14 protein-coding genes are annotated in these 26,719 nt (G+C 39.9%); 12 read left to right on the top strand and 2 right to left on the bottom strand.

What is annotated here, in order from left to right; all coding sequences use genetic code 11:
* Nucleotides 1-523: 523 nt before the first annotated feature.
* Complete coding sequence (locus tag RM541_RS03455) at nucleotides 524-2,014, bottom strand: vanadium-dependent haloperoxidase (RefSeq protein WP_311498827.1); 1,491 nt, start codon at nucleotides 2,012-2,014, stop codon at nucleotides 524-526.
* A gap of 111 nt (nucleotides 2,015-2,125) precedes the next feature.
* On the opposite strand from RM541_RS03455, the gene RM541_RS03460 reads away from it, so the two are divergent.
* Nucleotides 2,126-2,806, top strand: a complete 681-nt coding sequence (locus RM541_RS03460) for a LytR/AlgR family response regulator transcription factor (protein ID WP_311498828.1) — start codon at nucleotides 2,126-2,128, stop codon at nucleotides 2,804-2,806.
* On the opposite strand, the gene RM541_RS03465 is transcribed toward RM541_RS03460, so the two are convergent.
* The gene (locus RM541_RS03465; RefSeq protein ID WP_311498829.1) at nucleotides 2,798-5,428 is read right to left on the bottom strand and encodes an ATP-binding protein; all 2,631 of its coding nucleotides are present in this window, start codon (nucleotides 5,426-5,428) and stop codon (nucleotides 2,798-2,800) included. The two genes, RM541_RS03460 and RM541_RS03465, sit on opposite strands and share 9 nt — an antisense overlap.
* Before the next feature lie 681 nt (nucleotides 5,429-6,109).
* Here RM541_RS03465 and RM541_RS03470 point away from each other — a divergent pair.
* From RM541_RS03470 to RM541_RS03520, 11 genes are all read left to right on the top strand, one after another.
* Nucleotides 6,110-9,232, top strand: a complete 3,123-nt coding sequence (locus tag RM541_RS03470; protein WP_311498830.1) for a SusC/RagA family TonB-linked outer membrane protein — start codon at nucleotides 6,110-6,112, stop codon at nucleotides 9,230-9,232.
* A gap of 10 nt (nucleotides 9,233-9,242) precedes the next feature.
* On the top strand, nucleotides 9,243-10,832 hold the full coding sequence (locus RM541_RS03475; protein ID WP_311498831.1) for a RagB/SusD family nutrient uptake outer membrane protein: 1,590 nt from the start codon (nucleotides 9,243-9,245) through the stop codon (nucleotides 10,830-10,832).
* A gap of 24 nt (nucleotides 10,833-10,856) precedes the next feature.
* Entirely contained in the window at nucleotides 10,857-12,737 is a 1,881-nt protein-coding gene (locus tag RM541_RS03480; protein WP_311498832.1) for a copper resistance CopC family protein, read from the top strand.
* A gap of 128 nt (nucleotides 12,738-12,865) precedes the next feature.
* Entirely contained in the window at nucleotides 12,866-15,340 is a 2,475-nt protein-coding gene (galB, locus tag RM541_RS03485) for a beta-galactosidase GalB (RefSeq protein ID WP_311498833.1), read from the top strand.
* 30 nt (nucleotides 15,341-15,370) lie between these two features.
* Nucleotides 15,371-17,770: a glycoside hydrolase family 31 protein gene (locus RM541_RS03490; protein WP_311498834.1), complete on the top strand. Its 2,400-nt coding sequence runs from the start codon at nucleotides 15,371-15,373 to the stop codon at nucleotides 17,768-17,770.
* Nucleotides 17,771-17,804: 34 nt separating this feature from the next.
* A complete protein-coding gene (locus RM541_RS03495; RefSeq protein WP_311498835.1) occupies nucleotides 17,805-19,811 on the top strand; it encodes a glycoside hydrolase family 97 protein in 2,007 nt (668 codons plus the stop codon).
* Between the two features lie 62 nt (nucleotides 19,812-19,873).
* Nucleotides 19,874-22,123 (top strand): glycoside hydrolase family 3 C-terminal domain-containing protein, encoded by a 2,250-nt coding sequence (locus tag RM541_RS03500; RefSeq protein ID WP_311498836.1) that lies wholly within the window; start codon nucleotides 19,874-19,876, stop codon nucleotides 22,121-22,123.
* Nucleotides 22,124-22,149: 26 nt separating this feature from the next.
* Nucleotides 22,150-23,598, top strand: coding sequence for a cellulase family glycosylhydrolase (locus RM541_RS03505; RefSeq protein ID WP_311498837.1), 1,449 nt, complete (start codon nucleotides 22,150-22,152; stop codon nucleotides 23,596-23,598).
* A gap of 115 nt (nucleotides 23,599-23,713) precedes the next feature.
* Nucleotides 23,714-24,592: an AraC family transcriptional regulator gene (locus RM541_RS03510; protein WP_311498838.1), complete on the top strand. Its 879-nt coding sequence runs from the start codon at nucleotides 23,714-23,716 to the stop codon at nucleotides 24,590-24,592.
* Nucleotides 24,579-25,967 carry an L-fuconate dehydratase gene (locus RM541_RS03515; protein WP_311498839.1) on the top strand — a complete coding sequence of 463 codons (1,389 nt, stop codon included), beginning with the start codon at nucleotides 24,579-24,581 and terminating at the stop codon, nucleotides 25,965-25,967. The genes RM541_RS03510 and RM541_RS03515 overlap by 14 nt, the downstream gene beginning before the upstream one ends.
* Nucleotides 25,942-26,715: an SDR family NAD(P)-dependent oxidoreductase gene (locus RM541_RS03520; RefSeq protein ID WP_311498840.1), complete on the top strand. Its 774-nt coding sequence runs from the start codon at nucleotides 25,942-25,944 to the stop codon at nucleotides 26,713-26,715. The genes RM541_RS03515 and RM541_RS03520 overlap by 26 nt, the downstream gene beginning before the upstream one ends.
* The last annotated feature ends 4 nt before the right edge of the window (nucleotides 26,716-26,719 follow it).

Consider the following 26,719-nt stretch of genomic DNA (forward strand, 5'->3'; position numbering starts at 1 on the left):
AAAGCCTTTTGAGAAATTAAAAGGCTTATTTTTTTTATAACCCCTCTCTTTTTACCTCAGAGACGTAAAAAGTATATTTCTGCTTACTCAGAAAAGTGCACAGGCTTCCGGGGTGATTGCAAAGCGAATTCTGCCATTGGAGTTCACGATTCAGACAGGCTATAAAACCAGAACGACTTAAAAAATATCTGAAAAGCAGATTTATAATCTGGGAATTTAAAAAAAAGAGGGAGATAAATTCTTTACCAGGCAGAGCAAAGCTTACTTCAGCTATCTCATTTGAAAGATCTTTTAAAACTAAGTGGTGGATAAGCATGAGGTTTGGCACGCCAAAATAGTTATCCACAGCCGCACATTCGTGATTCCACTAGCTGTTTTTTCTTGTAAAAACGTTTCTGAAGCTTTTTTCTTAATTTAGAACCGCAAGAAGAGTGATTCCAGCCTTAGGACTCTCAGCTAATATTATTTTCCTCAACCGGATCGTCTCAGGCAGCAGGTTTTATATACAGTTAAAAAAGATTTCCTATTGACCGGTTTGACCACTAACATCTTCCCCTATAAGTTCAAGATATTTCCGGTAGTTATATTGTGCAATATTCCGGCCCAGTTTTAAACCTTCAATGTTATCAGACTGAATATGATAGCCCCCCATCACTCTTGATATACCTGCCATTTCCCCGGCTTTGGTAAATGTCGGAAACTGAAGAACTACCGGCTCACCTAAATTATCAGGCTCTGTAAGTTCTCCCGGAATGAGCTCTACCTCAACCCCAAACTCATCACTGCCTGTAAAGAGCCTTAGCGCTTCGGCACAGCCGCCACTTATGGTACTATGCCCTGAAACATAGCTTGGGAAGGAAGGACATAGAAAAGAGTCGGGAGAATAAGGTCTCCAGTCCTGTCCTTTCATACTAACCATACCTTTATCGGGTCCTGCCCAACCACGTATTGTTTTACCTTTAAGATAGGCATGTACAAGAGCGTAAGGACGCGCATAATCATAAAACATTTTTGCATCCCAACAGGCAATGAAACCATCTAGCGCCACAGATTCTACATAAAAATACATTTTAACATCTTCATCAAGCGTGTGCTGATCCCTAACCGAAACATCCTGAGAAAATACAAGCCAATGTCCGGCTTGTTGTGCTGAAAGAGGACCATCACGCATAAATTCAACAAGTGCTTTATTTTCGGGAGTTAAATTTGCCTGCAAATCAACTACTTCCTGCACTTCCATCTCAAGTTTCTTAGAACCTATAGCGGGAGGAGGTCCCGGACGAAACTGATCTGCTTTTTTCATTAAAAGAGGTTCAACATTTTGCCAGTATGGAGTTAAACAACCAGGATTATATTTCTCACCTTCTTCATTTATGAAATACTTGGGCTGCCATCTTTTAAGGTCAATGTTATTATCAATGTCATTCACCGGCATATAGCCTGTATAGTCTGAATAGGGAGTCCCATCTGATCCCTCCACTTCACCAAATTGATTTGATCCGTCATTCATCCTTCTTTCCATAACAGTCCTTGCAGCCAGATTTCCTATGCCCGTGGGAGTGCCTGGATCTAAGGAAGTGTTATCAGGATCCAATCCTAATTCCCGCATTTTGTCCCGAAACACCTGTCCATCAAAAGGATAATAGGCATCTAAAGCTCTATATGCAGCATAACTTATAGCAATTTCCTTGTTTCTAAGGTTTCTTTCTGTTTCAGGACGTCTTTCCACCTCTTGCAAATAAAGGGGACTGGCTTTCTCATCGTAGCGAGTCCAGGCATCGAACATTGAAGTAAAAATAAGTCCGAGATACCTTGATGTAACAGTAGGCCGTGGTTCATTTATATCAGTATCATGAGCGGTTGCCGTAAGCGCCAGATACGCCCATTGATAGGCAACATTATCGGCTCCGGTCGGCTCTGTTCCGTTGACCTTACTATTTAATTCAGTAGCATTTCCCCCAGAAACAAATAATAATAAAAATGCAATGGAAGAAAAAAGTAGTTTAAACTTCATTTAATGATATTTTTAGCAACTCAATAATACGTAATCAAAGCCTTCAAATAATAATTATTATATGAAATAGGTATATTCGTTGATGAAACCATTCATTTATTTGATAAATCTATGAAGTGTCTTATTGTTGATGATGATCCTTTAATATGTGATTTACTGGAGCACTTTTGTAGCAAGACAAAAGGAATAGAAAATGTTAGCACGGCAGTCTCAGGTTTTGAAACTATTAATCTTGTTAATAGTTCTCGTTTTGACTTGATATTTCTGGATTTTGACCTGCCAGATATTACGGGTAAAGATATCCTCAATATTCTTGATTTCACTATCCCGGTGATAATGGTTACTTCGCATAAAGACTTTGCTTCAGAATCTTATAATTATGATCAAATAGTCGATTTCCTTGTAAAACCTGTTAATTACTCACGATTTTATAAGGGTTTTCAAAAAGCTCATTCATTTCTTACCCGACATACGGAACAAGAAGAACGGATTTTTGTTAAGGAAGGGAGTAAACTCATTAAAATTAATTTATCTGAAATTAATTTTTTTAAATCTGAAGGAAATTATATTTCGATTTTTATGGAAAATAGAAAAATCCTGACCTTGATGACCTTAAAAGAACTTGAACATAAACTACCGAATTTCTTTCAAAAAGTCCACCGTTCTTATATTGTTAATCTTAACAAGATAGATTTTATTGATAATAATGCCATACAGATTGAAAAAGAACATATCCCAGTCAGCACCAGTTACGAAAAAGAATTGCTTAAGAAGATCGATCTATTAAATTGAATATCTTTCAGTTCTAATGCAACACAGGTAGTAGGCAAAATGATCATGAATTGTCTCCAGCTTAGCTCTATTTACTAAAGCTACCTTTTTAGGTAATATTTCCCTAAATTCGTGAAGTGCAAGGTTATTTATGTGGGTAATAAGCTTATGCAGAATAGCTTCCCACTCCTTTTGATCTCCTTTTTCTGCAGCTTTATAAATACGCTCTAAATAAGTGTGAAACTCTTCGTGAAGCAGCTTTAATACCCTTGAAACTTTATCAGAGTCATTATCGTAATTACTGTAAATATTAGAAAAATCAGGAATTGGAAATTCATTTTTTCCTAATAGCTGGTATATACGATCATTCAAATCTTTTGGATTATACGGTTTTTGAAAATAAAATGGACTCACTTTCTTCAAATCGCCAGGTTCAAGAGCGGAAGCAACAACAAGCGGACACTTAATTTTTTTTAAGTTTACCCAATCCGTTAGAATGGGTTGTAGATTCTTGTCTTCCAGCATTAAATCGCTAATAACCAAATCTGGAGAACTGGTATTCAGGATTTCCACGGCTGCATTTAGATGGTCTACCTGCTGTAAAGTAATCTTATTATCATCCAGTATATGTTTTATTAATTCTACTGTAGACAAATCGTCTTCAATTAGGAGAATATTATAAACATTAGCTAATCTGGGAGAGATAGTTTGTCTTGCAACTTGATCTTTATTCATATGTTCCTGTCCGGCAATGGTTACAGGAATTGTCACATAAAATTCTGAACCACTCCCCTTTGTAGATTTTGCCTGTAACTCGCCACCAAAGAGTTCTGTTAATTGCTTTACTATAGAAAGCCCCAGCCCATAACCGCTATATCTACCCGATAAATCTTCTTTTTCCCTAAAAAACCTGTCATTAATACGACTAATATTTTCAGATTCTATCCCTATTCCAGTGTCCTTCACCTCTATTTCCAAAACCGGAGTCTCAGTCTTAAAGCTTATAATTTTGGCGGTCAGATCTATTTTACCTTCCCGTGTGTACTTTAGTGCATTTACAACCAGATTAGTCACTATTTGCGACAAACGGAGAGGATCTGTTTTAAATTTGTTTTCCTCAAGTTTCTTATCCAGGCTTAAAGTAAAGGTCAGTCCTTTTTGAACTGCTTCAAACTGATAACTGGAATGAATATCTTTTAAAAGTTTAGCAATATTTGTTGAATGATGGCTGATTTGTAATTTTCCTTCCACCAGTTTTTGATGATCTAAGACATCATATACCAACCCGGCCAGGTTATTTGCACTTTTTTCGAGGGAACTAATGATTGGAAGCTGAGCTTCAGAAGGTGAATGTTTATAAAGAATTTGAGTAAGTCCAAGAATCGAATTGAGAGGTGTTCTCATCTCATGGCTCATATTTTGCAAAAATTCATCCCGCTGTTTTTTTGCATGTTTTTCTTTTTCCAGAGATTGATTCAATGCCTCTACATTTTCATCTATACGAGTTTTCATTTTGGCAAATGAACTTGCAAGAATTCCTATTTCATCTTTCCTACTAACCGGCAAACTAATATTATTACTCAATCCTTTTTCATAATTACTAATTGCCCGGGTAATCTGTTTTATTTTATTGGAAAGAAAACTGGTAAAAATCAAGGAAACCAAAATAGACAACAGGCATACAACAAAAAGTGTTCTTAAGCTATATCGGCGTACTGCACGGGCACTTTCAAGTAAGATCTGCTGTTCTATGGACGAAATTAAATAGACCTTCCTTTTCCCTTTAAAATATTCCAGCTCCTTAATAGAGGAAAGATAAATTTGATTTTCAGTCTTCAATAAATCGAAATTCTCGTGGCTACTAAGTTTCTCTACCGGGTCAACATTAAAATCCGTATAAAAATTATGACTTTTATTTCTCTGACTTGCAAACCGATCTTCTTCGGCCGGAGAATATAGATACTCTCCTTTTGAATCAATTAAGTACAATTGGTAGTCGCTTCCTGCAATACGGTCAAGAGTTTCATATAATTTATTCATATTAACGTTGATCACCAGAATCCCCATAGGTTGACCCGCAGAATTAAAGATTTGACTCGCCGCTCGTAAGGTAGGTGTTAATGGTTCGCTTATAACCCCGTATTCCTCGTTGAGATTAATTTCAGAAAAATAGAATTCGCCCTGCCCTAATTCAAGGCTTTTCCTATAATATTCCCGATCTCCTTTTTCCTGTAAGGTATCTGATTTAAAAACTTCATTATTTCTTTTATCGAAGCGAATGATCTCCTTTCCATTACCCTGGACTCCTATCCACCTTATTTGAAAGTAGGAAGGTTTTTTCTGAAGTAAAATTCGAAATAGCTGATCTATGTCGGCAGTGTTTTCATGGGAAGGATTATCTACATATTCCTGAAGAGTGGGACTGTTGGCTATTACTGCTATATCATTCGACACTTCGTTTAGCAATGCATAAAAAGCCTGCTCTGCCATTTCAGATGAGTAATTAATACGATCCTGAGAATATGCTACAATTACTCCTGATGCTTTCCTAAAAACGAGATATCCCGATAAAAGGATCGAAAAAATAATGAGTGCAGTAAAAAAGAGGGCAAAACGGGTTACTATGGAATACCTAAACTTCAAGTTGAAAGAATAAGAGAATATGTTTCAATGTATGGTTTATTTAAATTCAATACAAACGAACATAAGCTTATTAACTTCAGTGGGAAAAAATTCATCTCTTCAATAACCTTTTAAATGGGAAATTAAATGACTCAACTCCCTGTTTGATGCCGTTGTTCTGTGCTCCTGGCATCTGGAAGACATTAAATTTATAGAAAAAGTTTTTTACAGGGGAAAGTAAAGTGAGTTACGTCAAAGAAATTTATTGTGCATAGCTTTTTCAAAGAGTGGGCTCCAAAACGTCAATTTTCGATTTACAGTAGGTGTAAGGATAAACTTTCTATTCATTTGCAAATTCCTTCGTACAGCACTCTTCGTGAAGTAAAACACCCCCCTTAAAAGTAGTTCTACAAGCTCTTTTAGAGAGCTTTAAGCGTTTTTATGGTATTAAGTGTGCTGCTAAAGCCCAGTTTAAAATATATAGGCAAAAAAAGTATTATTATCTGCAAAAAAACTCTTAGTACAGGGATTAAGCTGTCTTTATATTTGAATTTTGTTAGATTTTCCTGAACGTATCATGAATATATTAGACATTTCGCAAAAAACTGGCAGTATATTCAGGAAAACATCATCTTTTCAATTTCATAATATGAAATATTCTCTCTTAATCACATTTAAAATTAACTAAAACAACTCATCAAAATGTTAAAATTTTACCTCTTTTCTTTAAGTAGGTGCAGCAAGTACTTGTTGCTTCTGATTAGTTTCTTCTGTTTTTCTTTCTCGTTTGCTCAAACGATTGAGGTTTCCGGAACAGTTACTTCTGCAGATGACACCCTTCCTCTTCCGGGAGCAAGTGTTTCTATTGTGGGACAGCAAACTGGAGCTGTAACTGATTTTGACGGTAATTACACCATTACTGCAGCTGCAGATTCCCAACTGCAGTTTAGCTTCGTGGGCTTTGAAACACAGATAGTAGATGTAAATAACAGGAATACAATTAATATTGCTCTGCAGGAAGATACCAATGCTTTAGACGAAATTGTGGTGGTAGGTTATGGTACGCAAAGAAAGGCTCTGGTTACCGGTGCCAGCGTCCAGGTAGATGGGGAAGATCTACAGAACCGAAGTACTACAAACGCATTACAGGCAATGCAGGGACAAACTCCCGGAGTGCAGATTACATCTACTTCAGGACAGCCGGGCTCGGGACTTAACGTTAGGATAAGGGGGATTGGGTCTACCGGAAACAACTCTCCTCTTTATGTGGTTGACGGAGTGTTGACTGGGGATATCTCTTATCTTAACAACGCAGATATTGAGTCCATTTCCATTTTAAAAGATGCTGCTTCTGCAGCAATCTATGGTTCCCAGGCTTCCAACGGGGTAGTTTTGGTCACCACAAGAGGTGGAAGAAAAAATAGCTCGAGAATCACCTTTGATTCTTATTACGGCTTTCAAAGTGTGCCCAATAAAATTGATATGCTAAATTCTACTGAATATGCTATTATTACCAATGAAGCCGCATTAAATTCCGGCAGTTCTCCTATTTTTTCTAATGAACAAATTGCTGAGCTTGGTGAAGGATCAGACTGGATAGAAGAGATGTTTGTTGAAAATGCCATTACTCAAAATCATAATTTGGGATTTTCCGGCGGTAGTGAAACATCTACCTTTTCCTCTTCTTTATCCTTTACACAGGATGAAGGAATTGTAGGCGGAGAAGATCTTTCTAATTATGAGCGTATCAATTTCAGATTAAATTCAGAACACGAACTTTATGATGGTTTCGTAACATTTGGTGAAAATCTTACATTCTCCTATATTAATAGTAACGGGGTTAGTGTTGGAAATCAATACAGTAATAGCTTGCGTGGTGCTTTTGGAACACCACCAACAGTTTACTTTTATGATAACGACGGTGATTTCTATAATACCACCGGCGATACCGAGCCTTGGCTAAGCGGTTGGGCAAACCCATACGCTTCTATGGTTTATAATAACCAAAATGAAAATAATACCCAGAAGTTACTGGGAAATGTTTATGCAGAATTTGAGCTTATGGACAATCTTAAATTCAGAACAAGTCTGGGACTCGATTATTTTGCATCCGAAGGACATTCTTATGAGCCTATCTACGAACTTTCTGTATACGCCTTTAGAAACCGGGACAGGGTTTACCAAAATCAGAGTAAAGGATATTCACTGTTATGGGATAATTTACTGACTTACAATTTTGCTCTTGCAGAAGATCACCTCTTTGAGGTTCTTGCCGGTACTTCTTCATATAGCTATCAGGGAACCAATATAAGTGGTAACAACGTAGATCTTATTTTCAATGATCTCGAACATGCATGGCTGGATAACGCGCTCAATTCTGAAGGTGCTCCTCTAATGGGCAATGGAGGCGGACCTAATAACGAGAACAAGAGGATGTCTTATTTCGGGCGAATAAACTACAATTACAGAGATAAGTATCTTTTAAATACCACTTTTAGAGCAGATGGATCCTCGAATTTTGCTCCAGGAAATCGCTGGGGATACTTCCCTTCCATTTCTGTAGGTTGGATTGCTACGGAAGAAGATTTTCTTAGAAATTCAGACATCTTTAGTTATTTAAAAATGAGAGCGAGTTGGGGACAGGTAGGAAATCAGAATTCCAGTGCTTTTCAATATCTCGCTCCTGTGACTTTCATGAATACTAATTACAATTTTGGAAGTGAAGAAGCGATTCAAACCCCAGGTGCATTTCCCAACAGGTTAGCAAATCCTGATCTTATATGGGAAACTTCTCAACAAATTAACTTTGGTCTTGATGCACGGTTCTTCATGAATACCTTGAGTGTAAATCTTGATTTTTATGAAAAAACAACGAAAGACTGGTTAATTATTTCTCCAATACCCGATACAGCAGGAGCCGATGCGCCATTTATTAATGGTGGAGATGTTACGAACAGGGGAATTGAACTTGCTCTCGGTTATAATAATAGTATTGGCGAGGACTTCCACTTTAACATTGGGGTTAATGGTGCTTATAATAAAAATGAAGTGGGTAATATTCCTTCAGTAGATGGAATCATTCATGGCTTAACAAATCAGCTTTTCGCTAACTCACCGGAATTTTATAGAGCCCAAAGCGGCTACCCTCTGGGTTACTTCTGGGGGCTGGAAACCGGCGGAGTTTTCCAGACGGAAGAAGAAATTAACAGTTACACTGCGAACGGCCGACTTATTCAGCCAGGTGCAAGACCGGGTGATGCAATCTTTGTTGATCAGAACAATGATGGTGTAATTAATGATCTCGATAAAACAGAGATTGGTGATCCTAACCCTGACCTTACTTATGGTTTTAATATTTCCTTTGATTATAAAGGACTTGATTTTTCCCTGCTTGCCAATGGTGTTGCAGGAAACCAGCTGGTACAATCCTATAGGAACCAGGCCAACCAGTTTGCAAATTATACCACTGCTGTTTTTGAACGATGGACAGGACCGGGATCGTCGAATACTGTTCCACGTGTAACTTTGGACAACAGAAACTATTCAAATTTCTCAGATCTATATGTGCAGGATGGTGACTTCCTTAGGTTAAGCAATTTGACAGTGGGTTATGATCTTGCCGAAGTAACAGACAGTTTTGGAATAGAAAAGTTCAGGCTCTATTTCTCTGCTCTTAACCTTTACACCTTTACCAATTATAACGGAATGGATCCTGAAGTGGGCTATGGTGTATCAGGTGATACATATAACTTTTCCTCTGGTGTGGATTTAGGTTATTATCCAAGACCCAGAACATTTCTAGTAGGATTAAACGTAACATTTTAAAAAAAATAGTATGAAAAGATCAAATATTTATTTTTTACTGTTCCTGGGGCTGCTCACCACAGTATCCTGTTCAGAAGATTTTCTTGATGCAGAACCAATCACAGAAACAACAGATTCAAATTTCTACAGAAATCCTGAAGATGCTTTTTCTGCTTTAGTTGGCTGCTATGACGGCTTACAAATTGCTTCGGGAGGAGTTGGAGGTTTAAGCTATCCTGTAACCAGTATGGTGCTATCTGATAATATGTTTGGTGGCGCGGGAAATGCAGATCCATTTAATTTCCAGGCGGTGGATGAATTTGATATTAGTCGTGCTCCAACTTATTCAAATTTATACGAAAACTTGTGGAGACAGTATTACCGGGCTGTCTACAGGTGTAATGTACTTTTGAGTAAAATGGACCAGATTGACTGGAGTGAGGATCCAGAATTGCGAACTCAATACGAATCTGAAGCCAGGTTTATAAGAGGATATTTATACTTCCAGATGGTTAAGCTTTGGGGGAATATTCCTTTATTAACAGAGCCTTCTTCAGGAATTGTACCACCCGCAGATCCTGATGAAGTTTACACTTTAATTGCTGAAGATCTTATGTTTGGAAGTGAAAACCTTCCGGTACAATCCTACAACTCAGTTGAATCTGGCAGAGTAACAAGATGGGCTGCAAAATCTATGCTGGCAAGAGTTTATCTTTACTACACAGGATATTACGACCAGGCAGATCTTGTAGGATTGGTTTCTCAATCTGACGCTTTAGGTCATCTGGAAAATGTAATTAATAACAGTGGACATGGCTTGGTTCCTGAATATGAAAATCTTTGGCCTGCAGCATCTCTAGAAGATTTTGCCGGAGAAGACAATGAGGAAATCGTATTTTCGGTTAAACATACATACACGAGTGATTATAATGGTAATACGGATGGTAACCACTGGATGGTAATGTTGGGAATGCGGGAATTTACTCATTATCCTTATGCAAATGGCTGGGGTATTACGGTAAATCCAAAGTTATACAATGCATATACTGAAGACGACACCAGACAAGAAGCATCTATTATTGCCATCGAAGAAGAAGAGATTCCCTTTGATAAGATTGAAAACCAGCGTGAATATACAGGCTATTATACCAAAAAGTACACTCCTTTGGCAACAGAAGATGGCGGTAGTCTTGCAGTGGAATTGGGTGGTGCTGATTTTCAGATTGGTCAGTTTCAGGATTTCTATGTGATGCGTTATGCAGATGTGCTGCTAATGGCAGCAGAACTAGGAAGTCCCAATGCCCAGGCTTATTTTGATGAGGTACGCCAAAGAGCCTATCAGGATGATTTCACGTCACAGGCTGTTACACTGGAACGTATCCAGCATGAAAGATGGCTAGAGTTTGCTTTGGAAGGAATCAGATACTGGGATCTCTTAAGAAGAGGGGTTAGCGAAGCAGCGGAGATAATTGCTGAAAATACTACTTTATTAAATGGAGGTGTTGAAACCCCTAAAGTTATTTCTGCTTCCAACATTCAGGAAACTCAGGGCCTACAACAAATTCCTAATAATCAGATTACGCTATCCAACGGTGCTTTAATTCAAAATCCGGGCTGGTAGTAGAACAATTTAAACATCAGAGTTATGAAAAATTTAAAATTATGGTTCGGGTTTTTTCTGGTAGGTTTACTTCTAAGCTCCTGCCAGTCCGAGGAATATTCCATGGGCGACAAATTAGACCCTTCAGAAATAGATTTTGAAGTCATTCAGGATTACGATATTGATGCCGGAGGAAACACGGTGATCCTGAAATTTAATACACCCGGGGCCACCCCGGTTTGGAATTATGGAACCGGTAAATCTTCCAGAGCGGTTGATACGGTACGCTTTGCTTTTCAGGGAGATTATGAAATAAACCTTGATGTAATTACTGCCGGAGGAGTAGTAGATGTAGATCCTGTAACTATATCTGTCACAGAGGATAATCTTAGTTATGTCGAGGATCCACTTTGGACCAAATTAACGGGAGGTAATGGGCAATCTAAAACCTGGTTGCTGGATCTTGATGAAGAGGGAACTTCAACATATTTCGGCGGCCCATTGTATTTTTATGGAACCAACAATGGATGGCTCGAAGGCGGAAGCGAATGGGATGGCGGCGCTACAGGATGCTATGAAGAAGGCGGTGACTGTTGGAACTGGAGCCCCGAATGGGCTGGCAATACCTGGTTAATGCCTGCAGGAGATTATGGCTCTATGACTTTTAGCCTTGAAGGAGGACCTTTTGTAACTGTTGACCATCAGATGGCAGCAAACTTAGGCGAACAATCAGGAACTTTCTTTCTTGATAAGGACAATCATACCCTTACCCTAACCGATGCCGGTATTCTTCATAATGAAGGAGTTGATGCTTGCGCTATTAACTGGGGAAATGTACATATATTCTCCCTCACAGATGATACTATGCAACTTGGAGTGTTGAGACCAGACGGCTGCAACAATGAAGGTCCTGCAATGTTGGTATATAACTTCATCACTGAAGAATATAAGGAAAATTATGTACCTGAAGTAGAAGAACCAACAATAGATGAAGGTTTTGACCCTGAATTTGAATCTGGCGAATTACTTCAGATTTTAACAGGTGGGCCATCTTCAGGAAGATATTGGCAACTTGACGCTAATGGCAACCCAATTGACTGGATCGCTTCAGGAATGGGGTGGACAGAAAATGCGGACAGCTCCAGAGACTGGGGATGGAATTCTAATTGGGATGAATTAGCAGCCAACTCCTGGATACGATTTGATCAATGGGGTGGAATGAATTATACACGAAATCAAAATGGCGTTCAAACTTCAGGAACTTTTTCCATTAATGAAGAAAATAACGAAATTATACTTGAGGCAGGAAATACTTTACTAGGGGTTGAGGGCCACGGGTTAAGTCCTTCTACAAGCACCTTAAAGGTCATAAAAGCTTATGATGATGTATCCCGCGGAATTTGGTTAGGAACTTTATACGATGAATCAAAAGATGAGTGGCTGGCTTTCCATTATATTTTAGGAGGCAACAGTGGCGGAGATAATGGAAACGGATCTACGGAACCTACCGTATTAAACTTTGACAACTCCAAATTAGTAATCGGCGACATCGAAGAAAAAGGCAACCTGCGGCTGGAATTATTTAATGAGTATGGAGCTACAAAGAGTGATCCCGGGCTAACCCGTTCCGATATCGCTTTTAATGAAAAGATAGAAGTCACTTTTACCTTAGATGGAATAACACTCAATGAAGATGCCGCTGGGACTTATGATGCAAAGATCTATTTTGCTGATGGAGATTGGGCTCCTCAGGGGGATGGCACTGTAGTAACCGTTAATGGCGACGGAACTTATACAGTAACTTATGAGGCGCCAAGTGCCGCTCAGGGAACATTTGTTTTTGTTATAGATGTAGTTGGAATAGGCACTGATATTACAGATATGAATGCTGTTTCGGCAACCATTGATGAAATTATCATGTACTAATTGAAGTTCAAGTAGTATTTAATAACTTTTAGTATAAATTGCTGAACCATTGAAATTGAAGTTCCAGAGTTATAACTTCCCACTTCAATGGTTCAGCTTTACCTTTGATAATTTTAGAAGATTTTTATATGAATTTCAGAAAACTGAACCCTTTATATTTATTACTTCTTTGTTCTCTGGTATCTTGTCAGGATGAGCAGGAAAAAGCTGCTTTTGAAGAAAGAAAAATCGCGTTTAACTCAGAATGGCAATTCCACCTGAACGATTCTGTTCAGGATACCGATACCATTTCAGAAAATACAAATTGGCGAACTTTAAATGTTCCTCATGACTGGAGCATTGAAGGGGACTTTAGTCCTGAGCATCCCGCAGGTACAGGTGGCGGAGCCTTGCCGGGAGGATTGGGATGGTACAAAAAATCCTTCACATTAGAGGAAACAGACAGCACAAAAGTGACATCTGTAATGTTTGACGGGGTTTACCATAATAGCGAAGTCTGGATCAATGGAAATTACCTCGGAAAACGCCCAAATGGATATATGGGCTTTCAGTACGAGCTTACCCCCTATCTCAACTATGGCGAAACGGAAAATGAACTTCTTGTAAAAGTTGACAACTCTAAACAGCCCAATTCCCGCTGGTATTCAGGATCCGGAATTTACAGAAATGTATGGCTTATAACTACAGATAAACTGCATGTGACAAAATGGGGAACCTTCGTTACTACCCCGGAAGTAAGTAAAGATAGTGCTTCAGTAAACATTGAACTGAAAATTGCCAATGCCTACCCAAAGTCGAAAACTGCCATTATTCGCACTACATTTTTTCAGGCAGAAAATGAGGTTGCTTCTGTTTCAGAAGAAATAAAAATTGATGGAAATTCCGAAGAAAAAATAACGCAACGCACCAGCATTAAAAATCCAAAATTATGGTCTGTAGAAGAGCCCCAGCTTTATACAGCAGTCACAGAAATTTCTATAGACGGAGAAGTTGTAGATCAATATAAAACACCTTTTGGGATAAGAAGCTTTGAATTTGACCTTGAAGAAGGTTTTATTTTAAACGGAAAGCAAACGAAAATAAAAGGGGTTTGCCTTCACCACGATCTTGGGCCTTTGGGTGCGGCAATTAACACGCGGGCCATAGAACGCCAGCTGGAAATCATGAAGGAAATGGGCGTAAACGGAATTAGAACTGCCCACAACCCTCCTGCCCCAGAATTATTGGACCTTTGTGACAAAATGGGCTTTATCGTTCAGGATGAATCTTTTGATATCTGGGAACAGGGCAAAACTGAATACGATTATAGCAACCACTGGGATGAGTGGTACGAGCGTGATCATACAGATATGCTTTTAAGGGACCGCAACCATCCAAGCATCTTTATGTGGAGCATAGGAAATGAAATTCCGGAGCAATGGAGTGAACGTGGTGCAGAACTAGGTCGAAAATTGGCAAATATTACCCGTAATGTTGATTCCACAAGACCTATAACAGCTGCCATGAACCCGCCCATCCACACCGGTGATGAGGATGTGACCCTTCAGTTTGATGAACCACAGCAGCCAAATGCCCTTGCAGGTTCGGGAGCTCTGGATATTATTGGTTACAACTATGCGCATCAAACATATCCCAAACACCAGGTAAATTTTCCGAACACTCCATTTATCGCCACCGAAACCACTTCGGCTTTAGCGACCAGGGGGTATTACGAATTTCCGTCCGATACTATTAAGGTTTGGCCGGTACGCTGGGACATTCCATTTGACGGAGGAAATTCTGATAATACGATTTCAGCTTTTGATCAGGTAAGGACCCCGTGGGGATCTACACATGAAGAAACCTGGAAGGTGATCAAAAAGCACGATTTTCTTTCCGGATTTTATATCTGGACCGGATTTGATTATCTGGGAGAACCAACTCCTTACACATGGCCTTCAAGAAGCTCTTACTTCGGAATTGTTGACCTTGCGGGATTCCCAAAAGACTCCTACTACATGTACAAAAGTGAATGGACCAATGAAGATGTACTGCACATTTTACCACACTGGAACTGGGAAGAAGGACAAACGGTAGATGTTTGGGCTTATTACAATAATGCCGATGAAGTAGAGCTTTTCGTCAACGGAGAATCCAAAGGAATTAAAAGAAAAAAAGGAGATGACCTGCACGTGATGTGGAGATTCCCGTATGAACCAGGAACTTTAAAAGCAATTTCCCGAAAAGATGGCAATATCGTCCTTGAAAAGGAAATCAAAACCGCTGGAGAACCAGCTAAATTAAACCTGGAAGCCGACAGGAAGACCATTAAAGCTGACGGGAAGGACCTTTCTTTTATTACCGTTACCATTACAGATGAAGATGGTACTTTAGCTCCCAGGGCAGATAATTTAGTTCATTTTGAGCTAAGCAAAGGCGGAAAAATCGTGGGAGTAGCAAGTGGTGACCCTACAAACCATGAATCTTTTAAAGGAACAAAACATTCTGCCCTTAGCGGAAAGGTACTTGTGATCGTTCAGTCTGGAAAAGATGCAGGTTCTGTAGAGTTAACAGCAACTTCAGAAGGTTTGGAAGCGGCAACTACAACAATAAACTTTGAATAAAAGATGAATTATATCAAAAATAATCTGAAGATGAGTAAAAATGGAATCAGCAAAACAGTTTTAGCACTGGCTTTTGGATTTATAGGTTCCACTAGTGCCACTGCCCAGATCCAGGAAGTGGACATCCTTAACACTCCGGTTGATGTTAGCAAGGATTTCCTTGATTATAACAATACTTTCTACCTTGCAGACTCACTTGCTTCTTTTAATCCTGAAACGGGAATTGGGACGGTAAAATACCTCCGTCATGATTTTCAAACGCGGCAGGCATTTAATAATATGCTGATGAGGCCCATTCCTGTGGAAGCAAATGAATTCCCTGCTACTGAATATGAATCATCACCCGAACTGCCTTTCCAGGTCCAGTTTGTATCAGATCGTACAATAAGAATAAAAATGGCTTCGGGTCCGCAGTTTCACAATCAGCAGGAATCTTTGATGTTGGTTAACGGTACAGCTCCTAATAATCCGAAAGCATGGAGCTACTCAAAAATAGAAGGAGGGCATCAATATTCCAGTGAACACGGAAGGGTGGAAATTCTGGTGCAGCCATGGCATGTAAAACTGTATGACGAAAATGGCAAATTATTGACCAGCACTTTACATCTTTCAGACACAGAAAATACTTATACTCCGGTACTGCCATTTTCCTATGTTCGAAGAAATAGTGATTATTCAAAAAGCATGGCAGCGGTTTTAACCCTGGAACCAGGAGAAAAAATCTTCGGATTGGGTGAATCTTTTACGCAATTCAACAAACGCGGACAAAAAGTGGTGCTTTGGGTAGATGATGCCAACGGGGTGCAAAATGAAACCATGTATAAACCTATTCCGTTTTATATGAGTAGCCGTGGGTATGGAGTTTTTATGCATACCTCCTCTCCTATTACTGTTGACTTCGGAAAATATTTTAATGCAGCCAATAACATGATGCTGGGCGATGATGAAGCAGATCTTTTCTTCTTCCTTGGAGAACCTAAAGACATTCTTGATGAATACACAGATCTAACCGGAAAAGCCGAAATGCCCCCGCTTTGGTCTTTCGGATTCTGGATGAGCCGTATCACCTATTTTTCTGAAGAAGAAGGTCGTGAAATTGCCAGCAACCTTCGGAAATATGAGATTCCCAGCGATGTGATTCATTTTGATACCGGCTGGTTTGATGTCGATTGGCGTAACAATTATGAATTTGCTGCAGACCGGTTTGATGATCCAGTAGATATGATGGCAGATATGAAGGAGGACGGTTTCCATGTTTCTTTATGGCAACTCCCCTACTTCACTCCAAAAAATACACTTTTTGATGAAATCGTAGAAAACGAACTTGCCGTTAAAGATCGAAAAGGGAATATCCCTTATGAAGATGCCGTGCTTGACTTTTCGAATCCAGAGACAGTGGAATGGTACCAGGGCAAGCTCCGGCACCTGTTTGACCAGGGAGTTGGCGTTTTTAAAGTAGATTTTGGAGAAGCAGCACCGGCTAATGGAATTTACCATTCCGGTCGTACAGGATTTTATGAGCACAACCTATATCCGTTACGCTACAATAAAGCGGTGGCAGAATTGACAAAACAGGAAAAAGGCTACAGCCTAATTTGGGCTCGTAGCACCTGGGCTGGAAGTCAGCGTTACCCATTGCATTGGGGTGGAGACGCCGCTACTACAAATACAGCTATGTCTGCAACCCTTCGCGGTGGACTTTCCCTCGGGCTGAGTGGATTCAGTTTCTGGAGCCATGACGTGGGTGGATTTGTAACCGCAGCTCCTGAAGATCTTTACAGAAGATGGACGCCCTTCGGAATGCTTTCTTCACACGTAAGAAGCCACGGGGAGCCACCAACAGAGCCCTGGCTTTATAATGAGAGCTTCCTGAAAGCCTTCAGAAAAGCCGATAATATGCGTTACGAATTGATGCCGTACATCTATGCCCAGGCAAAAGAAAGTTCAGAAAATGGACTACCAATGATGCGCGCATTGTTTGTGGAATATCCCGATGATGCGGGTTCATGGCTGGTGGACGATCAATACCTGTTTGGATCAAGCATGTTGGTTGCCCCACTTTTTGAAGAAGTTTCCGAAAGGCAGGTTTATTTGCCAGAAGGAAAATGGATTGATTATCAGACAAAAGAAGTTTATGAAAGCGGTTGGCACACCATAAAAGCCGGGGATATTCCTATAATTGTTTTGGTAAAAGACGGGACGGTGATTCCACATATCAAACTGGCACAATCTACCCAGGCGATGGATTGGTCAAATCTTGATCTAAAAGTTTTTGCTGCTGAAGGAACAAACTCTGCTTCAGGAAAAATTTTCCTTCCGGAAGGAGATGCTGTACAAACCATTAACATTTCAAAAGAAGGAAACAACTTTGAAGTTACAGAAAATCCTTTAAGCGGAAAAACAACTTTCAAAACCCAGTGGCAGAAGTAAAATATTATTATACCAAGTTTAAGTAAATACAAAAATGATAAAAAGATTAAGCATAGTCTCCGCACTTCTAATTTCATTAATCTCCTGTGGACAACAACAGGTAGAAGATGTTCATGAAATAGCATCGCCCGATGGACAGAATAAAATAAGGTTTGAACTTTCTGGCAACAGCCCAAAATATTCTGTTTCTCATGGTGATACCGAAATTATTTCCCCCTCAGAAATGGGTTTTGTTCTCCGGGACAATGATTCGCTTAGCAGTAATTTTGAAATTGCTTCTGTAGAAGAATCTTCCTATGACGAAACATGGGAGCAGGTTTGGGGAGAGAAGAAAAACATCAGGAACCATTACAATCAGCTGGTTGTAAACCTTCAGGAGAAAAACGAAAAACAACGGAAACTTCAGGTACAATTTCGTGCTTTTGATGATGGAGTTGCTTTCCGATATGTTTTTCCGGAGCAGGGAATCAACGACAGTATTTTTATTATGGACGAGCTTACCACCTTCAGTTTAAAAGATGAAGGAAAAGCCTGGTGGATTCCTGCCTATCACGAACAACGTTATGAGAACCTTTATAAAGCTTCTCCTGTGAGTGAACTGGATACCGTTCATACACCGCTCACTATAGAGAGTGAAAACGGACTGGCAATTAGCTTCCATGAAGCAAACCTGACAGATTTTGCCAGTATGACTCTTGAAAACATTTCAGGAACCAAGCTAAAAGCTAATTTGGTTCCCTGGGCAGACGGAGTGAAGGTTCGTACTACAAATTCTTTTACCACTCCCTGGAGAACAATCCAGATAGGTGAAGAACCAACAGATCTTATTACTTCTTATCTCATTATAAACCTTAATGAGCCCAATAAAATTGAAGATACCAGCTGGATAGAGCCTGTAAAATATATAGGAATATGGTGGGGAATGCATATTGGAAAATACACTTTTTGGGAAGGTGAAAACCAGGGAGCAACCACCAAAAACGCCCGAGAACACATTGATTATGCTGATCAGCTCGGAATTGACCATTTGTTGATTGAGGGCTGGAACAAAGGTTGGACACCATCATGGTACGAGAATGCTTTGCACCAGTTCAGTTTTACAGAAGAAGCAGACAATTTTGATCTGGAAGAAGTAACGGACTATGCTGCGGAAAATGGCGTACGTATAATCGGTTATCATGAAACAGGTTCAAATATTGACAATTATCTACAACAAATAGACAGTGCTTTTGCTCTTTATAACAAAGTTGGAATTCATGATGTAAAAATTGGTCACGTTGGTTCTATGCTAAATATGGAAGAATGGCATCACGGTCAATTTGGGGTAAATTACTTTAGATATGTACTTGAAAAAGCGGCAGAGTATAACCTGAATGTACTTTTCCACGAACCTATAAAAGACACCGGGGAAAGACGCACCTATCCTAATATGCTGGCGCGAGAAGGGGCCCGCGGAATAGAATATAATGCCTGGAGCGAAGGTAACCCTCCAGATCACGTCACCATCTTACCTTTCACCCGTTTTCTTGCTGGTCCTATGGATTTCACTGCCGGAATTCTGGATGTGGAGGTTAGCCAGGGTTATCCCGGCAGAAGGGTACATTCCACTTCAGCCAAACAATTGGCCCTTTTGGTAACTGTATACTCGCCAATACAAATGTTGGCCGATCTACCGGAAAACTACGTGAACAAACCAGAATTCCAATTTTTGAAAGATGTGCCAATGGATTGGGAAGACACAAAAGTTCTCAATGGCGAAATTGGGAATTATATCACCACGGTAAGGAAAGATATAGATAGTGAAGACTGGTACCTGGGAAGTATTACCGATGAAAATGCACGCGATCTGGAAATTTCCCTATCCTTTCTCGATGAAGGAGCAACTTACGAAGCTCAGATATATGCAGATGCCGAAGGAACCGGATTAGATAACAACCCTTCGGAAGTAAAAATTACCACCAAAGAAGTAACAGCCGCAGATAATCTTACGCTCCAACTTGGTGAAAGTGGAGGAGCAGCGATAAGGTTCAAAAAACTATAAATCGTAAGGCATAAATCTTAAGCTGAAAAGGAATTAAAAACGCATTCCATATTTACATTATTATGAAAAATAACATATTCACCTTTCTGAGCTTTGCTAGCCTTGCGGCTTTTACAGCATGTGGCGAAAGCCCGGAAGCCATTGAAAGCAATCCTGAAACCGCAGAACAAAAGGAAATATTCCAGGGCGAGCCTCTGAGTATGAAATATGAAAATGAAATCGACAGCCTGATCTCTCAAATGACATTAGAAGAAAAAGCAGGAATGCTGCACGGCACCAGTATGTTTGCCACTTCAGGTATTCCACGCCTTGGAATCCCTGAACTAACAATGGCAGACGGACCGCTTGGAGTACGTGAAGAGATCTCCCGTGACTCCTGGGCGCCTGCAGGTTGGGAGAACGACTACGCAACTTACCTTCCCGCAGGTGCCGGGCTCTCGGCTACCTGGAATCCGCAGTTGGCATATACTTTTGGAAATGTTATTGGAGCAGAAGCACGAGACCGAAATAAAGATGTTTTATTGGCTCCTGCTTTCAATATTATAAGAACTCCATTAGGTGGACGTACTTATGAATATTTCACGGAAGATCCATTTTTGAACAAGCAGATAACAGTTCCTTATATCGTAGGGGTTCAGGACAATGACGTGGCTGCCTGTATAAAACACTATGCGGTCAATAATCAGGAGACAAACCGTGGTACTGTAGATGTTCAATTGGACGACCGGACATTACGGGAAATTTATCTTCCAGCATTTGAAGCAGCCATTAAAGATGCTCATGCTTATAGCGTAATGGGTGCATATAATAAACTCCGGGGAGATTATCTCAACGAAAATGAGTACATGCTTCAGGATGTCCTAAGAGATGAATGGGGTTTTAAAGGTATTGTAATTTCGGATTGGAATGCCATCCATAGCACCGTAAAAGCGTTAAAGGCCGGAGCCGATGTGGAAATGGGAACCAATGCTCCCTTTGATGAATATTTCTTTGCTCAGCCCCTAATTGATTCTGTACAGGCAGGTAAACTTTCTGAAGAAGAAGTGAACAAGCATGTAAGACGAGTGCTCAGAGTAATGTATAATATTAAAAGTATTGATTCTACCAGTCGTGCAAAAGGCAGCAGAAATGCGGAGCAGCATTTTGAGGATGCTTATGACATAGCTTCAGAATCGGTGGTACTGCTCAAAAATGAAAATGATATGCTACCCTTGAAGTTGGACGACATTAAAAGCGTTGCAGTAATAGGTGACAACGCTACCAAGAAAAATGCTTTGGGAGGTTTTGGAGCAGGCGTTAAAACGAAACGCGAGGTAACTCCGTTGGAAGGTCTCAAGAACAGATTACCCGAGTCGGTACAAATCAACCATGCGCAAGGTTACCTCGAGCGCTATTCCAAAACAGAAAAAGCCAAGCTTGGTGATATAACTTTGGACGGTCCTGTCACCATTGATGAACTTGATCCGAAATTGGTAGATGAGGCCGTGAATGCGGCTAAAAATTCTGATGTCGCTATAATATTTGCCGGTTCTAATCGTGATTATGAAACGGAAGCTTCAGACAGGGCAAGCCTGGATTTACCGTTTGGACAGGAAGAATTAATTGAGAAGGTAATAGAGGCCAATCCGAATACCATTGTAGTAATGATTGCCGGAGCACCTTTTGATATTGAAAACATTGATCAAAAAACTTCGACGCTCGTGTGGAGCTGGTTTAATGGTTCTGAAGGTGGAAATGCTCTTGCAGATGTGCTTCTGGGCAACGTGAATCCATCCGGTAAACTTCCCTGGACTATGCCTAAAAAACTTGAAGATTCTCCTGCGCACGCCACCAACAGCTTTCCCGGAGATGAAACAGCAACTTATGATGAAGGAATCTTAGTAGGCTATCGCTGGTTCGATACTAAAAATGTGGATCCGCTTTATCCTTTTGGGTACGGACTTTCCTATGCTTCCTTTGCATTTAATAATCCGGAAGTGGACAAAGAAGGAGCATACACAAAGAGCGATACGATCACTGTGAATGTAGAGGTACAAAATACTGGAGAAGTAGATGGTAAAGAAGTAGTACAGGTATATGTTTCAAAATCTGATTCCCAGATAGAACGTGCTGCACAGGAACTGAAAGGATTCCTAAAAGTAAATGTTTCAACAGGAAGTTCAGAAACAGTCTCCATTAAAATACCGGTTAAAGACCTGTCTTATTTCAACGTGGATAATAAATCGTGGACAGTTGAACCCGGCACATATACCCTTAAAATAGGAAACTCCTCAAGGAACATTTTGCAACAAGTAGATATTGAGATCGAGTAAAAAATTATTAATTAAAAGTAATAGTTATGAAAAAACAAGCATTTAGTGCCTTTAGCATATTCACAGCACTTTTTATATGCAGTGGGTTAGTTTCCTGCTCAGAAGACGATGAAGGATCAAGAACCGTTGCACCACCCGATCCAATCGAATTTGCGGTATCCCCAACGAGCATTGATTTTGAAGCTATGGGAGGTGAAAACACTTTCGAAGTTACCAGTGGTGACGCGTGGACGGTTTTGAGTGATGCAGACTGGCTGTCGTTATCTACAGAAAGCGGATTGGAAACAAGTGATGTAGTAGTTACAGCAGAGGCAAATGGAGAAACTGAAGAAAGAACTGCCATCCTAACCATTTCTACTGAAGATGACACGCAGGATATTTTAATAACACAAGCCGCAGCCGAAGCACCACCTGTTGAAGCTACTATTCCACCAGATGAAACAGATATGCGTGCCCTAACGAGTGTTGAACTTGCCAATGAAATAGAAATAGGGTGGAATTTGGGAAATTCGCTTGATGCTATTGGCGGGGAAACGGCCTGGGGTAATCCAGTAGTAAATGAGCAATTGATCCAATCTGTTAAGGAAGCAGGGTTTAATGCGATACGTATTCCAGTAGCGTGGAGTAAATTTTCAGATGAAGAAAATTTTGTTATTACAGAAGATTGGATGAACCGTGTGGAAGAAGTGGTAAATTTAGTCCTGGATAATGATATGTACGCCATTGTCAACATCCATTGGGACAACGGTTGGATGCAGCCTACCTATGACGATGAAGAGTATGTGAATAACCGTCTTGAAATTATGTGGCAACAAATCGCTATTAATTTCCGGGATTATGGCGACAGGCTTCTGTTTGCAGGTACAAATGAAGTAATGGTAGAAGGTGATTATGGAACGCCTACAGAAGAATATTATACCGTGCAAAACGGATTTAATCAAACTTTTGTGGATGCCGTAAGAGCTACCGGCGGAAGGAACCATTATCGTCATCTGGTGGTACAGGGCTTTAATACCAATATTGACCATACCATTAATTTCGCCGAAATTCCTGAAGATGTTGTTGATGACCGGCTAATGATGGAAATACACTATTACGACCCTTACAACTTTACTTTAAACACCGAAAGTAATGTTTATCAATGGGGAGATGACGCATCAGAATCTGAAGACTGGGCGAACGAATCTTATGTTGATGATCAATTTGACAGAATGAAAACTGAATTCATAGATAATGGAATAGGTGTGATTTTAGGTGAATATGGCGCTATCTCCCGTCCCAATGTTGATGGTCATGAACAGTATCGCCAATATTACATGGAATACGTTACGACATCTGCCATGGAGCATGGACTGGTACCTTTCTACTGGGATAATGGGGATGATAATGCCAATGGCTTTGCCCTTTTTGACCGTGAAACTGGAGAAGTTTTGTATCCCGATCTTCTGGATGCAATAATACCCGGGGAGGAATAATTTCTGTAACCTGGAGTTGATGTTAATTAGAGTGTAAAGTGTATTTCTACTTCAGGAATTTTATCATAATTTCCTGAAGTAGAACTTATTTAAGATAAAGTATGAGATTCATATTATGAAATTACACTTTTTAGACAGGACAGATCTTAGCAACAAATCCCTTTCTGTTCACTATAACAACTATTCAAATTTTTTAAAGCTGTGGCATTACCATGAACAGTTGGAACTTGTGGTAATTTTGAAAAGCACAGGAACAAGATTTGTAGGGGACAATATAGAAAAGTTTAGCAAAGGAGAAATTATACTCTTAGGTAAAAACTTGCCTCATATGTGGCTCAATGACAAAGCATATTTTGCTGAAGGTTCCGAGCTGAAAGCTGAAGCAGTAGCAGTTCATTTTAAACAGGAATTTCTAGGCCATGACTTTTTCAATACTGCAGAAATGAAACACATCGGGCAGTTATTTGAAAAAGCGAGACACGGTATTAAATTCACAGATAAAAATGAAGAAATTATTCAGGAGATTATGAAGATGGTGGAGCTTGATGATTTTGGTCGTGTCCTCAAGATGCTGGAAGTTCTAAATTTATTATCGAAATCCAGAAATTCAGTATTACTCTCAAGTTCAGGTTTTTTAAATTCTTTTCATCAAAGCGACAATAACAATTTAGACAAAGTTTACTCTTATATATTTAACAACTTCAAAAAACCTGTTTCTCTGGAGGATGTTTCAGAAATTGCTCATATGAATCCGGCTGCCTTCAGCCGTTTTTTTAAGCGAGTAAGCCAAAAAACCTTTTCCCGCTACCTTAATGAAATACGGGTGGGATACGCTTGTAAAATGTTACTGGAACAAAAATATACTATTACAGATATCTGCTATGAATCGGGGTTTAACAACCTCTCCAACTTCAACAGACAGTTTAAGGCGATAACAAATTATACGCCCACAGAATATCTTCAGGATTATCAACGGGTATATGAAAGAAATTAATACCATGAAAAAGCCAATTACAATAATTGATATAGAAGTACACGATGTGCGTTTCCCTACAAGCAGAGACTTCATTGGATCTGATGCCATGAATATCGATCCTGATTATTCAGCGGCATATGTCATATTAAAAACCGATCATCCAGATAATATTGAAGGCCATGGTCTTACTTTTACTATCGGTCGGGGTAATGAAATTTGTGCCAAAGCCATCAAATCTTTATCACCTCTCCTAATAAATAAAACCCTTGAATCTTTCACAACAAATATGGGTGCTTTCTGGACGATGATAACCGGGGATAGTCAGCTACGTTGGCTTGGCCCTGATAAGGGCGTAATACATCTTGCCACTGGTGCCGTCGTTAATGCTGTTTGGGATTTGTATGCAAAAACTGAAGGCAAACCATTATGGAAACTTTTGGCAGACATGTCTCCGGAAGAACTGGTATCCTGTATAGATTTCAAGTATATCACAGATGCTATTACTCCTGATGAAGCACTCTCTATGCTTAAGGAAAAGGAAGCTACCAAACAGGAGCGCATTAAGCATTTAGTTGAAGAAGGTTATCCTGCTTACACTACCTCTGCGGGATGGCTGGGATATTCCGATGAAAAAATAAGGCAACTTTGCCGTGAGGCCAAAGCCGAAGGTTGGAAACACATAAAAATGAAAGTGGGTTCCAATCTTGAAGACGATTTACGAAGAGCGAGTATCATCAGAGAGGAAATAGGTGCAGACCTCAAGTTGATGATGGATGCCAACCAAAAATGGGATGTAGATGAAGCCATCGAAAATATGAAAGTTCTTGCCCGGTTTGAGCCATGGTGGATTGAAGAGCCAACAAGTCCAGATGATATCTTAGGCCACGCCAAAATTGCGCGCAATGTAGATCCTGTTCAGGTAGCTACAGGTGAACATTGCCATAACCGGATTATGTTTAAACAGCTAATGCAGAGCAATGCCATTGGCATTTGCCAGATAGACAGCTGCCGTGTTGGTGGGGTAAACGAAGTTCTGGCTATTTTACTAATGGCAAATAAATATAATATACCGGTATGTCCACACGCAGGCGGGGTGGGGCTTTGCGAATATGTACAGCACCTGGCCATGATAGATTTTATTGCAATTAGCGGAAAGTTGGACGATCGCATAATTGAATATGTTGATCATTTGCATGAACATTTTGAGGATCCGGTAATGATTAAAAATGGTGCTTACCTTCTGCCCCAACAGCCAGGCTACAGCATTACCATGAAACCCGCTTCCCTTCAGGAATACGCTTATCCAAATGGAACCGCATGGCTTTCAGATTTAGAAGAAACAGTTCTTTCGAATAATCATCAAAGCAATGGAGAAGTTCAGCTTAAAAAATAAAACGGCCGTAGTTACCGGAGGAGCCAGCGGGATCGGCAAAGCCATAACAGAAGCTTTTATTGCCCAGGGAGCTACAGTGCATATTCTTGAAATTAATACAGAAGCAGGAGAAGAACTGGCTTCTCAATTAAATAAAAAGGAAAAAGTATTATTTGTCCATACCTGTAATATTACCAGTCAGGCTGCAGTAAAAAGTGCAGTAGAGAAAATGGCAAATATCGATATCCTCGTGAATAATGCGGGAATTGCTCATGTGGGGAATATTGAGAAAACCGAAGAAGCCGACCTGGATCGCCTTTACAATGTGAATATTAAAGGCACTTACAACTGTATTAAGGCCTGTATTTCAAAAATGAAAGAGAAGCAAAAAGGTACAATTATTAATATTGCCTCAATAGCTTCTTCTGTGGCGGTGGCAGATCGTTTCGCGTATTCCATGACCAAAGGTGCGGTGCTCACCATGACCTATTCCATAGCAAAAGATTATATTTCATACGGTATACGATGTAACAGCATTTCTCCTGCGAGGGTGCATACCCCTTTTGTAGATGGATTTATAAAGCAAAATTATCCCGGAGAGGAAGAAAAAATGTTCGAAAAACTTTCTGCAACCCAACCTTTGGGTCGCATGGGAAAACCGGAAGAAGTTGCTAACTTAGCGGTGTACCTCGCCTCGGATGAAGCTGCTTTTATTACCGGAACAGATTTTCCAATAGACGGAGGATATATAAAACTGAATGGCACTTAAACAA

The organism is Autumnicola psychrophila, assembly GCF_031846645.1.
Lineage (GTDB): Bacteria > Bacteroidota > Bacteroidia > Flavobacteriales > Flavobacteriaceae > Autumnicola > Autumnicola psychrophila.